Genomic DNA, 13,010 nt, shown 5'->3' with positions numbered 1-13,010 from the left:
TCGCATATGCCGCGTTTTCGCCTCGACATCGAATATGACGGCAGCCAATTTGCCGGCTGGCAGCAGCAGGCGGATCAGCCTTCGGTGCAGCAGGCGATCGAACAGGCGATCGAAAGATTCTGCGGCGAAGAGGTCAGGTTGCGTGCCGCCGGCCGCACCGATGCCGGCGTGCATGCGACCGCCCAGGTGGCGCATGTCGACCTCGCCAAGGCGTGGCCCGGCGACAAGGTGCGCGACGCCGTCAACGCCCATCTGCAAATGGCGGGCGCCCGCATAGCCCTTCTCAAGGCAGCGGCCGTCCCTGACGGCTTCGACGCGCGCTTCTCGGCCACCGGCCGCCACTATCTCTACCGCATCCTCAACCGGCGCGCACCCTCGGCGCTGGAAAAGGGCAAGGTCTGGTGGGTGCCGAAGCGGCTCGACGCCGCCGCCATGCACGAGGCGGCCAAGCTGCTGCTCGGGCGGCATGATTTCACCACCTTCCGCTCGACGCAGTGCCAGGCCGACAGCCCGCTCAGAACGCTCGATCGTCTTGACGTCAGCCGGGAGGGCGATTTGATCGAGGTCAGGGCCTCGGCGCGCTCCTTCCTGCACAACCAGGTGCGCTCGATGGTCGGCTCGCTCAAGCGCGTCGGCGACGGCAGTTGGCGCGCCGCCGACCTCAAGGCAGCGCTCGACGCGCACGACCGCGCCGCCTGCGGCCAGGTGGCGCCGCCCGACGGGCTTTTCCTGATCGGCGTCGACTATCCGCAGACGTTCGCAGAAGCCCGGTAGGCTCGACCAGCGTTTCGGTTCAGAAAGATCAGCTCTCGATGCTGGTCGGTATGGTGATGCCGAGCAGCGCCTGCAGCCCGAACAACACGGCCAGCGACGCCACGAACATGCCGGCAAAGACAGCCGTGCCGACTGCCGCGCCCCTGCCGATGACGGCATTGGTCATGCGCCAGGTCAGCACCATCGACAGCGCAAACAAAACCAGCGACACCAGCCCCGAAACTTCGTCGGTCGACGGCAGGAAAAGCCTGATCAGCGCCGACGGCAGCATCAGCCAGGCGACGATCGCCGATGCCCAGTTGCTGGCGACGACATAGTGGACGAAGCGGCCGCCAAGGCCGAGGCGCGGCGCGACCAGCGCCAGGCCGACCAGCGGCAGCACCCAGGAGCCGATGTCGACCGTCGCCAGCCGCAGAAGCATGCTGAAGCGTCCGGCGAATGCGTTCGGGTCACCGATCTCGTTGGCGATGCCGACCCAGCCGACGATCAGCGCCGGCGCCGCCACGACTATGGCGAAGAAGGAATTCCAGAAACCGTCGGCCGAAAGGTCGAGCAGGCGCAGGCCGTCGGCCTTGCCGAGCATCAGCCGCCAGGCGCCGGCCAGCGAAGCGTAGGTTTCATCGGCCGAAAGCATGATCACACCGAATGCATGGTTAGGCTGCGCCTCGCTCGAACCAGTCTTCGATGAAGCGCTGGTAGATCCGCGTCAGCGTCTCGAGATCGGCAAGCGCGACGCGCTCATCGACCATGTGCATGGTCTTGCCGACCAGACCGAATTCGACCACCGGACAATAATCCTTGATGAAGCGGGCGTCTGAGGTGCCGCCCGAGGTCGACAGCGCCGGCTTCCTACCGATGGCCGTCTTGACCGATTGGCTGAGCGTTTCGATCAGCCGGTCGTCGCGGGTGAGAAACACATGGCTCGGCCGGTCGCGCCAGACAATATCGTAGTCGACCGGCGTTTTCTTGCCCGGCCGGTATTTTGTGCGCCCGGCCGCCTGGTCGAGCCGGTTGTGGATCTCGGCCTGGATGGTCTCGGCCGTCCATGTGTCGTTGAAGCGGATGTTGAAGGTCGCCGTCGCCCTCGCCGGGATGACGTTGGTGGCCGGGTTCCCGACATCGATGGAGGTCACTTCCAGATTGGTCGCCTGGAAATCCTTCGTTCCCTCGTCGAAGGCCGGATAGAGCAAGGCATCGACCAGACCCATCAGCCCGCGCACCGGGTTGTCGGCGAGCTGCGGATAGGCGGCGTGGCCCTGCCGGCCGTTGACGATGATGCTGCCGGACAGCGAGCCGCGCCGGCCGATCTTGATCATGTCGCCGAGCGCGTCCGGATTGGTTGGTTCGCCAACGATCGAGGCATCCCATTTCTCGCCCTTGCCGGCGGCCCATTCGAGCAGCTTTGTCGTGCCGTTGATCGCCGGGCCCTCTTCGTCGCCGGTGATCAGCAGCGAGACCGAGCCCTTCGGGCCGCCATTCTCCTCGACATGACGGGCCACCGCCGCGATGAAACAGGCGATGCCGCCCTTCATGTCGACGGCGCCTCGGCCATACATCTCGCCATTGGCGATTTCGGCGGCGAAGGGCGGGTGCGTCCAGGCGGCTTCGTCGCCGACCGGCACCACATCGATATGGCCGGCGAACATCAAATGTGGCCCGTTGCCGGAGCGCCGCGCATAGAGGTTTTCGATGTCCGGCGTGCCGTCCTCCGAAAACACCGGGCGCTCGACCGAGAAGCCCAGCGGCTTCAGCATGTCTTCCAGCGCGCCGAGCGCCCCGCCTTCGGCGGGCGTCACCGAGGCACAGCGGATCAGGGCGGCAAGGTTTGCGGCGGGGTCGGTCGGCAAATTCATGGGCAAAGCGATAGTCGAAAGCGGAAGGCCTGTCACGGCCAGACATCATGGCCGGCCATGGCGCCGACAATATGGTTTTCATGCCGTATAGTTGCGGGCCAACAATGGACTATCGCATGGCCAACAACGACAGCATGGTCGCAATCGCCGGCGCCGGCAGCATCGGCTGCTATGTCGGCGGCTGTCTGGCGCTGGCCGGCCGGCGGGTAATTCTGCTGGCACGGCCACGCATCGGCGATGTGGTGCGCAAGGATGGTTTGCGGGTCACCGATCTCGACGGCCGCGACCGCTGCGTGAGCCCGGAGGCGCTGTCGGCCACAGCCGATCCGGCGGCCGCCCTGCGCGATGCCGAGGTGATCCTGGTGACGGTCAAGAGCGGCGCGACGCAGGAGATGGCTGCGCTGATTGCCGCCAACGCCCGCCCGGATGCCATTGTGGTCAGCCTGCAGAACGGCGTCGACAATGCCGACAGGCTGCGGACAGGGTTGGCCGGCCGGCAAGTGCTTGCCGGCATGGTGCCCTTCAACGTCGTCCAGTCACCTGACGGCGAGCCACTGCGCGTGCACCGCGCCAGCGAGGGCCAGGTGATGATCGAGGACGGCGTGGCCGGCCTGGCCGAATTGTTTGCTGTCGAGGGGCTGGCAGTTGAAACCCATGGCGACATGACGGCGGTGCTGTGGGGCAAGCTGTTGATGAACCTGAACAACGCGCTGGTGGCGCTGTCCAACCTGCCTTTGGCCACCGAACTGGCAGACCGCCGCTGGCGGCTGATCCTGGCTGGCCAGATCGGCGAGGCGCTGGCGGCAATGAAGACTTGCGGCATCAAATCAGCACGGATTGCCGGCTTGCCCCCTGCGCTGATGCCAAAAGTGCTCCGCCTGCCGGACTGGCTGTTCAAGCGTCTGGCCCGACGCATGCTGGCCATCGACCCAGAGGCACGCTCGTCGATGTGGGACGATCTGCAGCGCGGCCGGCCGACGGAGATCGGCGAGCTGCAGGGCGCGGTGCTCAGCCTGGCGGAAAAGGCAGGCGTGCCGGCGCCTGTAACGGCGCGCGTCGCGGCTTTGGTGCGCGAGGCCGAGTGGCAAAGACAGGGCTCGCCCGGGCTGGCCCCGGAAGCGGTCAGGGCCTGATGGATCAGGATTGGTTCTTTTTCCCCCGTCGACCATCCTGAGGCCGGCCTTCGATCAGGGTGATCTTCTGCCAGATCTTGCGCGACAGGTTGGAGGCCAGGTTCTCGATGTCGTTGACGCCGTCGATGACGACGTTGTCATTGACGGACTGGGCGAACAGCGCGGCGATCTTGCCGGTGATCGACAGCATTTCCGAGCAATAGTCGAGATAGCGCGCCAGGTCGGCGGCGTTGGTGATGCGGACCGGCGAATGCGCGGTCGGCTTGAAACTGGCGGAAAGCGTCGCCGGATCCTTGGTCAGCTGGTGCATGTCGATGACATGGATCAGCGAGCGCAAGCCGTGCAGCTGGCGAAACACTTGCTTGCGCTTGATGCGCTCTTCCGAGCGGATCAGCGCCAGGAAGCCGACAATGGCGAGGATGACCATGTTGAGCGAAGCTTCGATGCCTTGCACCGACTGGACGGCGTCGCCGGGCTTGGAAATGCGGTCGAACGGCAGGACGGTGCCGACGAACAGGAACATCAGCGCCCCGGCGACGACGGCGGCGACGATGAGGCCACGCAGCCACCAGATCGGCGCTTCCAGCGCCTTGGCGCCCTTTGTCAGGTCGCGCGACAAGGAGACCAGCTCGGCGGCGACGCCGCGCAGGCCGGCATCGGGAAAACGCTCCGCGACGCGGTCCTGCAGTTTTTCGGCCGTCTCGATGATCAGTTTCGGATCAAGCGTGCGGTAGCGCATCGACCGGTCCCCGTCAGTCGGCCGGCGCGTTGGTGCGCCTACCGTAGCGGTTGGGTCCAGGCTGCCCGGGAAACAGGCAGAGCACCAGGAAGGCGATGATCGAGACGACCGGCACGAACAGCACCAGCGCCGCGATGCCTGGCTTGTCGAGATCGTGCAGCCGCTTCACCGCCAGCACGATGTTCGACCACAGCGAGGCGATGAAGGCGACGAAGAAGATGAACGACCACATGTTGCTCTCGGGCGAACCCTCCGCCACCAGCGTGAAGCGGTAGAGCGGGAAGGCCTGCACGATGGCCACCAGCAGCCCACCGAGAAAATAGGCCGCGCGGCTGACGCGGCCTGAAGTTTTGAAGAACAGCCAGATGAGGTCGGATTTTTCAGGCAAGCGGGTCCGGTCCATACTGATTGGCGCCCCTGGTGCCTTCGAGAATACCGAGCTCGACCAGCATCCAGATGCCGCCGATGATCGGCACGAGCCCGATCAGCGACCACCAGCCCGACTTGTCCCGGTCGTGCCAGCGTTTGGCGTAGACGGCGAAAACGCTATAGAGCATGGCGAGCGCGTAGATCACATACACAAAACCATAAGGCACGCCGTTGAATGTCGTGCCGATGATGTTGTCTATGATCGCCGCAACAAGCCCGCCGACGAATATCACGCCGACGCAGGCCCAGAGCTTGCCGCGATTGATGCGGCCTTCATAGCTGGTCAGAAGGAATTTCCAGTCCATGCTACCCCTCCATCTCGAACCAGCGCGACGGATTGTCGCGCCGGCGGAAGGTGCGTCCGTTTCCGGAAAAGATCAATCGCGCAGCAATTCGTTGATCGAGGTCTTGGAGCGGGTCTTGGCGTCGACCCGCTTGACGATGACGGCGCAGTAGAGGCTGGGGCCGGGCTCGTTGTTCGGGAAGGCCTTGCCCGGCATCGAGCCGGCGACGACGACGGAATTTGGCGGCACTTCGCCATAGAAGACCTCGCCGGTGGCGCGGTCGACGATCTTGGTCGACTGGCCGATGAACACACCCATGCCGAGCACCGAGCCTTCACGTACGATGCAGCCCTCGACCACTTCCGAGCGCGCGCCGATGAAGCAATTGTCCTCGATGATGGTCGGGCCGGCCTGCATCGGCTCCAGCACGCCGCCGATGCCGACGCCGCCCGAAAGATGCACGTTCTTGCCGATCTGGGCGCAGGAGCCGACCCCGACCCAGGTGTCGATCATGGTGCCTGTATCGACATAGGCGCCGACATTGACGAAGGACGGCATCAGCACCGCGCCCGGCGCGATATAGGCCGAGCGACGCACGATCGAGGAGGGTACGGCACGGAAGCCGGCCTTTTCGAAATCGACGGCACCCCAGCCGTCGAATTTCGACGGCACCTTGTCCCACCACACCGCCTCGCCCGGACCACCCTTGATGATCTCCATCGGGTTGAGCCGGAAGGAAAGCAGCACCGCTTTCTTCAGCCACTGGTTGACGTGCCACTTGCCATCGTCCTGCCGTTCGGCGACACGCACGGTGCCGCGGTCGAGCAGATCGAGCGCCGACTGGATGGCGTCGCGCGTCTCGCCCCGGGTCGCGGTCGAAATCGTGTCGCGCTCCTCGAAGGCCTTCTCGATGGTCTTTTCGAGGCTCGCCAGATCAGTCTTCGACATGATTTCGCTCCGTTACCAAGCTGTTAAGGGGCAGCGCCTTAACCTATTTTGAAAGTCGCGCGGACCCTATGTTAAGGCTTATTGGGGGTCAATCGCGAGTGCGCCATGGGACGGCGCAAGTGAATTATTGGGACGGGTAGAGCAAATGACGCCAATGGAAAAGGCGGGGTGGACGCCGCTGCCGCATTCGGACGAGGATCTGGAGCGCGCAAAGAGCGTGCCGGACACGCCGCAGACGCGCGCCGACACCTACCGTCTGGCCTGGAACGACCCCGAGTTCATGACACGGCGCGAATTGCGCGCGGTGCGGCTGCAGCTCGAGCTTCTGAAGCCGGAGATGATCCTCGCTGAACGCGGCATCCGTTCGACCGTGATCCTGTTCGGCGGCGCGCGCATTCCCGAGCCCGGCGGCGAAGCTTGGGCGGCGAAGAACGACACGCAGAAGAAGAACCTCGAGCTGAACAGCCGCTATTACGAGGAGGCGCGCAAGTTCGCCCGCCTCTGCTCGCAGCAGTCGGCCACCTCCTACTACCGAGAATTCGTCGTCGTCACCGGCGGCGGGCCTGGCGTCATGGAAGCCGGCAACCGCGGCGCCGACGATGTCGGCGCTCCGTCGATCGGCCTCAACATCGTGCTGCCGCACGAGCAGGCGCCGAACGCCTATGTGACGCCCGAGCTCTGCTTCAACTTCCACTATTTCGCCATCCGCAAGATGCATTTCGTCATGCGCGCCAAGGCGGTCGCGGTATTCCCCGGCGGCTTCGGCACGATGGACGAATTCTTCGAGACGCTGACGCTGATCCAGACCGGGCGCATGGAGCGCGTGCCGGTGATCCTGTTCGGCAAGTCCTTCTGGCAAAAGGCGATCGATCTCGATTTCCTGGCCGAACAGGGCACGATCACGCCCGGCGACCAAGACATCATCGATTTCGTCGACACCGCCGACGAGGCCTGGGGCATTATCAGCCGCTTTTACAATCTCTGACCCGCGTCTCAGGCCGGCACTTCGACGATCGCCGTGAGAAAACTGGCTAGATCGTCGGTGACGAAATCGACGTCGTCCTCGTTGGCCGGGTCGCGTTCCCAGATCTCCGAGAAGGTCGGCTCGAAATTGCGCGGCACCACCAGCACCGTGGTCATGCCGAGCGATTTCGGCACGGCCAGATTGCGGGCAAGGTCCTCGAACATCACCGCATTGTGGCCGGTGACGGCGTGCAGCTCGGCAAACCGCTCATAGGTCTGGCGTGCCGGCTTGGGGTTCAGCCCGGCCGCGACGATGTCGAAGATGGCGTCGAAATGCTCGAGTATACCGAGCTGGCGCGCGGTGCGTTCGGCATGCCTGCGATCGCCGTTGGTGAAGATGAACTTGCGCCCGGGCAACTGGCGGATGGCGGCTCCGAGGACCGGATCGGGCACCAGCCACGAATAGTCGATGTCATGGACCTTTTCGAGAAAATCGTCGGGGTCGATGCCGTGGCGCGTCATCAGGCCGTTCAGCGTCGTGCCATACTCTAGGTAGAGTTCCTTCTGCAGCTTGCGCGCCTCGTCGCGCGGCAGCGTCAGCAGCTCTCCGACATAGGCGGTCATCTTCACGTCGATCTGCGCGAACAGGTTCGAATGGTGCGGATAGAGCGTGTTGTCGAGATCGAACACCCAGTCGGTGACATGGGCGAAGCGTGCGGGGTCAGGCAGCGTGGTCATGCCTCCTTATGGCACGCTGGTCAGGTGCTTATCCACAACTTATGCGCGTCGAAAGATGTGAAAGTGGGGCCTCGTTTCAAATTTTAAGCATCGCCGAAAGGTGGTCTTCAGGGCTTGCTGGGCACACAAGCGGTTCTGTGGGAGCCAGCGATGAATCGCCTAATTCTGAAATCCGCCGCCGTCGCTTTCGGCTCGGTAGCAGTCTCGCTTTTGTTGACGCTGATCATCGTCCCCGCACTGGGCTTCCCGATCAGCCGCACGATCTGGCTGACCTCCACAGTCTGCCCACTGGCCCTTGCCTGGATCGCCAGTGCAACCACCTTTTGGCAGAGCGAGAGGTTGAAAAGCGCGCATCGCGAACTCGCCCGGGCACACGCCCAGCTTGCCGCCGCGCACCGGCGCCTGTCGGAAAAGGCCAGCCGCGACGACATGACCGGCATGCTCAACCGCGAGAGCTTCTTTGCTGCGCTCGACGGCTCGCGGCGCAAATCCGATCGCGGCGCGCTGCTGATCATCGATGCCGACCACTTCAAGAAGATCAATGACAGCTTCGGTCATCTGACCGGCGACGACGCGCTGCTCTTGATCGCCGCCGCCATCGAACGCGGTGTGCGCAGCGGCGACGTGCTCGGCCGCATCGGCGGCGAGGAATTCGCCGCCTTCCTGACCGGCGCCACCGAACAGGAGGCCAAACGCGTCGCCGAGCGCATCCGCCGGGAGGTCGAACTGATCCGCTTCCGTCCCGTCGACGAGCGGACGGTTCCGCTGACAGTCAGCATCGGCGGCACCACCTGCGGCGAAGGCATCGGCGTGTCCGACCTGATGCGCGCCGCCGACCGCCGGCTCTACGAGGCCAAGCATCGTGGCCGCAATCTCGCGATCCTCGACCGCGATGTCCCGGAAGCCGCCTGAGGCCCACAGCGCATCACTGCCTCTACCGGCGATCGGAAAATCCTAACCTTGTTTGCACTCAACCAGCCCGGTTACCCGGTTGTAGCAGGTCTTCCGGCGAGGTTGGCACGAAACTGGCTTTTCCTGACGGGCGTGTGCCGTTCAGGGAATGCCATGCGTGGATCGAAGCCCCCATCGAAAGACGTGCCATGACCTTCTTCACCGGGAATTTCTTCACCAGAAAAATGCCGCGCCGCATGATCGTGCAGATGCTCATCGCACTGCCGGCATTGTCGCTGTTCCGCAACCAGGCTGCCGTAGTCGACCCCGACGAGATCGTCGAGGTCAATGGCTGGATCCTCAAGCGGAGCGACCTCGCATGATTTTCGACAGTTACGAGGCCTTTCGCGCGGCCAACTTTCCGGCCAAGGTCTGCATCCTCGGTTCCGGTCCCGCCGGCACGACGATCGCCAGAAAGCTTGACGCCGCGGGCATTCCGGTTGTCGTGCTGGAGGCGGGCTCACGCGAATTCAGCGACGAGTCGCAGGATTTCTATCGCGGCACCACGGTAGGCGATCCCTATTTCGACCTCGACATCACGCGGCTGCGCTTCATGGGCGGCTCCTCGAACCATTGGGCCGGCTGGTGCCGCGTGCTCGACAGCCAAGATTTCGAGCCCAAGGCCTGGGCACCGGACACCGGCTGGCCGATCAGCCGTGCCGATATCGAGCCCTATCTGCCTGAGGTGCACGACATCCTCGAGCTCCCCGACTTCCGGCCGGATGTGCCGATTTCGGACGACATCCGCTGGACACAGCTGATCAAGAGCCCGGCTGTACGCTTTGGCGAAAAATTCGCCGACGAGCTGGACGCGAGCAAGAACATCGCCGTGGTGCTCAACACCTATGCCACCGAGCTCGCCGGCGACGGCAAGCGGGTGACCGGGGCCAGGCTGTGGTCGAGCGGCCAGGACGCCGGCGCCTTCAGTGCCGATTATTTCATCACCTGCACCGGCGGGCTGGAGAATTCGCGGCTGCTTCTGTGGTCGAACCAGCGCTCGAATGGCGGCGTCGTGCCGAACGCCACCGCGCTCGGCCGTTACTGGATGGAGCACCCGACCTTCGAGGGCGGCAATGCCATCCTCGCCGACTATGGCGAGTTCGAGGTCGATGCCGACAACGAGGCCTTCTTCTCGCCGACGCTGGCCGCGATGGAACGGCTGCAGATCATGAATTTCGGTATCAGGCTGATCGAAACGCCCTATCCCCATGTCAAGCGCCTGATCGCCGACCTTGCCTGCACGGCGCCTGACATGGCCGAATGGATGTCCTCCAGGCTCAACCAGAACCTGCGCTGCGCCGCCCAGCTCTATGTCGCCTGGGAACAGGCACCTCTGGCCTCGAACCAGATCGAACTGTCGAAGACCGATGTCGACCATGCCGGCGTGCCGCGCATCGAACTGCATTGGAAAAAGTCGGAACTGGAACGCCGCACCTTGCTGGAGGGGTTGAGACTGTTCGGCACGACGCTGGCTCAGAAGAATCTCGGCCGCGTTCGCATCGCCGACTGGATCGGCAATGGCGGGGACTATCCGACCAACGAGGAAACCGCCGGCCATCATCATATGGGCGGCACGCGCATGGGAACGGATGTGACTAGAAGCGTCGTCGACGCCAACTGCAAGGTCCATGGCATGGACAATCTCTATGTCGGCGGCTCCTCGGTGTTCTGCACGTCAGGCGAGTGCAACCCGACGACGACCATCACCGCACTGGCCTGCCGGTTGGGTGACCACCTTGGTAAGGTGATCGCCGTCTAGCGCAATTCCAGGAAAAGTGCGCGGCGGTTTTCCGTCCGGAATTGCGTACTTAGAGCGGGCCTAAAAACAGGCGGCGCCGGCACCCGGGAAGGCGGCCGGCGCTGCCTTGGGCGCGCCTTTGGGAAGACCGTACTGGGTTTAGAAGCCGTACACAGCAATGCGCACCAGCACGGCCGCGGCGGCCAGCGCCACCAGCAGGATGCCGAGGCCGATGGGCGACCCCCAGCCATACCATTCCATGGCCAGCTTGGCGTATTTGAACTCCTCCTCATGCGAGAGAGGGGCGCGGTGTTGGATCAAGCTCATCTTTTCACTCCTTGTTGGCGGCGGGTCCTTGCCTTGCGCAAGTCACAGCCGCATATTGATGCAATCGTCTTAATGTTAGACAGATTGATAGTTAGATGATCGAAATAAATTCGTCAACCAAAAATCCCGCCGAAATGGCCGAGGCGATCAGCCTCGCCATCATGCGCTGGCAGGATACGACGCAGGCCTATGACGAGGCGGTGGGCGCAAAGCTTGGGCTGAACGCGGCCGAGCGGCATTGCCTCGGGCTGCTCTGTGGCGGCCCGCAATCGGCAGGCGCGGTCGCGGTCGCGACGGGCTTGACGCCGGCCGCCGTCACCGCGCTGATCGACCGGCTGGAGGCACGCGGGTTCCTCACTCGCACGCGCAGCCTGGAAGACAGGCGCAAGGTGGTCATCGAGGCGACGGAGCGCACGCGGGACCTGTCGGCGCGCTATTACGGCGCCATTGCTCAGGAGGGGCAAAAGATGATGGCCAGCTTCAGCGATGCCGAACTGGCCACCATATTGCGTTTCACCACCGCGGCACTCGACCTGCAGCGCGAGCAGCTTGCCCGTCTGAAGACCGAGGCCGGCTGAGTGGTCAGACGGCTGCCGGGTCGAGCGCCGGCTTGCCCTTGCTGCGTCCGACGATGCCGGCCATGTCGGCGGTCTGGAAGGCATCGCGCAGGACATCGAAGGACGGCAGCACGAAATAGGCGCGCTGGAACTTGTCGATCTCGTAGCCGGTGCGCATCACCGTTTCGAGGTCGAAGGGCACATGATGCGCGTCGTTTCCCTCAACGGCGAACTGCAGCTCGGTGAAGGATGACATCAGCCCGGCGCCAAAGGCCTTCAACGGCTGGCCGGCCTCCTGCATCAGCCCGTATTCGGCGGTGTACCAGTAGAGGCGGGTGATCATCTCGTCACCGCCGAGCGCGATCACGTCCTCGGCCTTCTGGCCATACATCTGCATGAAATCCGCGAAGACCGGCTGAGTCAGGATCGGCACATGGCCGAAGAAGTCGTGGAACATGTCCGGCTCGACAATGTAGTCGAGCTCATCTCGCGTCCTGAGCCAGTTGGTCACCGGGAAGCGGCGGTTGGCGAGATGGTCGAAGAACGGCGCGGCGGGGATCAGCCCCGGCACGGCGACGATTTCCCAGCCGGTGAGCTTGCGCAGCTTTTCGCTGACCGCATCGAAGTCCGGGATCCTGTCAAGCAGGCCAAGAGCTGCAACACCGTCGAGATAGGAGTGATGGGCCAGCTTCCGCGTCAGCTTCGTCTGGCGGTCGCACAGCGTGCGCCACACCGCCTGCTCGTCGGCGCTGTAGTCATAGCCCTGCGCCACGGTGAAATCGGCGCGGCAGACCGAATAATCGCCGCGCAGCCCCTGCGCCGCACATTCCCTTGCATAGTCGGCAACGCTCATTGTCATGGCTCTTCTCCTCATGAATTCATGGCCAATCGTGGAGCAATTCTAGCCCGAGACGGCGAGGCATATCCGCTTTGATGATGGCCTAAACGCAGCATTTGAGGTAAAAGGCGCTATCGGAAAGCTGTTGGAGAGTGAAAATGCCTCAGTTTGACGAATTCGAAATCAGGATGCTCGACATCCTGCAGCGCGACGGACGCAAGCCGGTGTCGGAGCTCGCCCAGGAAATCGGGCTGTCGACAACGCCTTGCGCGCGCCGCTTCGAGGCCCTGCAGGACACCGGCGTCATCAAGGGCTTTGCCGCCGTCATCAGCCGTCGCGCCGTCGGCCTGACGGTTGAGGTGTTCATCCAGGTGCGCCTGGTCAGCCATAGCGACGGCTCGCCGGAAAGCTTCATCGCCGCCGTTCAGCGCATGGACGAGGTGTCCGCCTGCTGGACGATGACCGGCGACCACGACTTCCTCCTGCATGTCATGGTGCCGTCGGTCGACGAGCTCAACCACTTCGTCATGCACCGGCTGATGCGGCTTGATGGCGTGCGCGACGTTCACACCCAGCTCGTGCTGCAGAACATCAAGGGCCCGGGCCATGTGCCGCTCGCGCATTTGCGCCGATAAGGTTCGTACTGGCATTTCTGCGGGAAAGCTGCACGCAAACTGCGCAAGAGAGCCAACTCGCCATCCAGATCGCCGGGTAGGACACGCGGACCACCATTGCAAA

The 13,010-nt window shown here is 63.8% G+C and carries 17 protein-coding genes; 8 read left to right on the top strand and 9 right to left on the bottom strand.

Translation table 11 applies throughout. The features are described from left to right. Positions 1-6 precede the first annotated feature (6 nt). Positions 7-774, top strand: coding sequence for a tRNA pseudouridine(38-40) synthase TruA (gene truA / locus AC04SI_RS16530; protein ID WP_404274474.1), 768 nt, complete (start codon positions 7-9; stop codon positions 772-774). A gap of 28 nt (positions 775-802) precedes the next feature. Here the strand turns inward: truA and AC04SI_RS16525 are convergent, their stop codons facing one another. Further along, on the bottom strand, positions 803-1,408 hold the full coding sequence (locus AC04SI_RS16525) for a transporter (protein WP_404274476.1): 606 nt from the start codon (positions 1,406-1,408) through the stop codon (positions 803-805). A gap of 19 nt (positions 1,409-1,427) precedes the next feature. Next, positions 1,428-2,627: a succinyl-diaminopimelate desuccinylase gene (gene dapE, locus AC04SI_RS16520; RefSeq protein ID WP_404274479.1), complete on the bottom strand. Its 1,200-nt coding sequence runs from the start codon at positions 2,625-2,627 to the stop codon at positions 1,428-1,430. Positions 2,628-2,743: 116 nt separating this feature from the next. Here dapE and AC04SI_RS16515 point away from each other — a divergent pair, with 116 nt between their 5' ends. Continuing rightward, positions 2,744-3,760, top strand: coding sequence for a 2-dehydropantoate 2-reductase (locus tag AC04SI_RS16515; RefSeq protein ID WP_488474505.1), 1,017 nt, complete (start codon positions 2,744-2,746; stop codon positions 3,758-3,760). Positions 3,761-3,764: 4 nt separating this feature from the next. Here the strand turns inward: AC04SI_RS16515 and AC04SI_RS16510 are convergent, their stop codons facing one another. The 4 genes from AC04SI_RS16510 to dapD form a co-directional block, all read right to left on the bottom strand. Further along, positions 3,765-4,499, bottom strand: a complete 735-nt coding sequence (locus tag AC04SI_RS16510) for a hypothetical protein (RefSeq protein WP_404274483.1) — start codon at positions 4,497-4,499, stop codon at positions 3,765-3,767. A gap of 13 nt (positions 4,500-4,512) precedes the next feature. After that, a complete protein-coding gene (locus AC04SI_RS16505) occupies positions 4,513-4,887 on the bottom strand; it encodes a DUF805 domain-containing protein (protein ID WP_167480895.1) in 375 nt (124 codons plus the stop codon). Then, entirely contained in the window at positions 4,880-5,233 is a 354-nt protein-coding gene (locus AC04SI_RS16500; protein WP_404274484.1) for a DUF805 domain-containing protein, read from the bottom strand. Before AC04SI_RS16500 ends, AC04SI_RS16505 begins: the two co-directional genes overlap by 8 nt. 72 nt (positions 5,234-5,305) lie before the next feature. Continuing rightward, entirely contained in the window at positions 5,306-6,160 is an 855-nt protein-coding gene (dapD, locus tag AC04SI_RS16495; RefSeq protein ID WP_404274485.1) for a 2,3,4,5-tetrahydropyridine-2,6-dicarboxylate N-succinyltransferase, read from the bottom strand. 145 nt (positions 6,161-6,305) lie between these two features. On the opposite strand from dapD, the gene AC04SI_RS16490 reads away from it, so the two are divergent. Continuing rightward, a complete protein-coding gene (locus tag AC04SI_RS16490; protein WP_404274486.1) occupies positions 6,306-7,145 on the top strand; it encodes an LOG family protein in 840 nt (279 codons plus the stop codon). An 8-nt stretch (positions 7,146-7,153) separates the two neighbouring features. On the opposite strand, the gene AC04SI_RS16485 is transcribed toward AC04SI_RS16490, so the two are convergent. Continuing rightward, the gene (locus tag AC04SI_RS16485) at positions 7,154-7,861 is read right to left on the bottom strand and encodes a pyrimidine 5'-nucleotidase (RefSeq protein ID WP_006200628.1); all 708 of its coding nucleotides are present in this window, start codon (positions 7,859-7,861) and stop codon (positions 7,154-7,156) included. 150 nt (positions 7,862-8,011) lie between these two features. Between AC04SI_RS16485 and AC04SI_RS16480 the strand changes: the two genes are divergently transcribed. The 3 genes from AC04SI_RS16480 (at position 8,012) to AC04SI_RS16470 (ending at position 10,571) form a co-directional block, all read left to right on the top strand. Then, the gene (locus AC04SI_RS16480) at positions 8,012-8,773 is read left to right on the top strand and encodes a GGDEF domain-containing protein (protein WP_006200629.1); all 762 of its coding nucleotides are present in this window, start codon (positions 8,012-8,014) and stop codon (positions 8,771-8,773) included. Positions 8,774-8,961: 188 nt separating this feature from the next. Beyond that, complete coding sequence (locus tag AC04SI_RS16475; RefSeq protein ID WP_404274487.1) at positions 8,962-9,135, top strand: hypothetical protein; 174 nt, start codon at positions 8,962-8,964, stop codon at positions 9,133-9,135. Further along, positions 9,132-10,571, top strand: coding sequence for a GMC oxidoreductase (locus tag AC04SI_RS16470; RefSeq protein ID WP_404274488.1), 1,440 nt, complete (start codon positions 9,132-9,134; stop codon positions 10,569-10,571). The genes AC04SI_RS16475 and AC04SI_RS16470 overlap by 4 nt, the downstream gene beginning before the upstream one ends. 138 nt (positions 10,572-10,709) lie before the next feature. On the opposite strand, the gene AC04SI_RS16465 is transcribed toward AC04SI_RS16470, so the two are convergent. Further along, on the bottom strand, positions 10,710-10,877 hold the full coding sequence (locus AC04SI_RS16465; protein ID WP_192178191.1) for a hypothetical protein: 168 nt from the start codon (positions 10,875-10,877) through the stop codon (positions 10,710-10,712). 95 nt (positions 10,878-10,972) lie between these two features. On the opposite strand from AC04SI_RS16465, the gene AC04SI_RS16460 reads away from it, so the two are divergent. Next, positions 10,973-11,455 (top strand): MarR family winged helix-turn-helix transcriptional regulator, encoded by a 483-nt coding sequence (locus AC04SI_RS16460; RefSeq protein WP_404274489.1) that lies wholly within the window; start codon positions 10,973-10,975, stop codon positions 11,453-11,455. A 4-nt stretch (positions 11,456-11,459) separates the two neighbouring features. On the opposite strand, the gene phhA is transcribed toward AC04SI_RS16460, so the two are convergent. Beyond that, the gene (phhA, locus tag AC04SI_RS16455; protein ID WP_404274490.1) at positions 11,460-12,293 is read right to left on the bottom strand and encodes a phenylalanine 4-monooxygenase; all 834 of its coding nucleotides are present in this window, start codon (positions 12,291-12,293) and stop codon (positions 11,460-11,462) included. A 137-nt stretch (positions 12,294-12,430) separates the two neighbouring features. Here phhA and AC04SI_RS16450 point away from each other — a divergent pair, with 137 nt between their 5' ends. Then, positions 12,431-12,907: an Lrp/AsnC family transcriptional regulator gene (locus AC04SI_RS16450; RefSeq protein ID WP_404274491.1), complete on the top strand. Its 477-nt coding sequence runs from the start codon at positions 12,431-12,433 to the stop codon at positions 12,905-12,907. The last annotated feature ends 103 nt before the right edge of the window (positions 12,908-13,010 follow it).

It is taken from the genome of Mesorhizobium sp. CNPSo 4689 (assembly GCF_057784325.1).
This window is presented reverse-complemented; position numbering and strand designations above follow the sequence as displayed.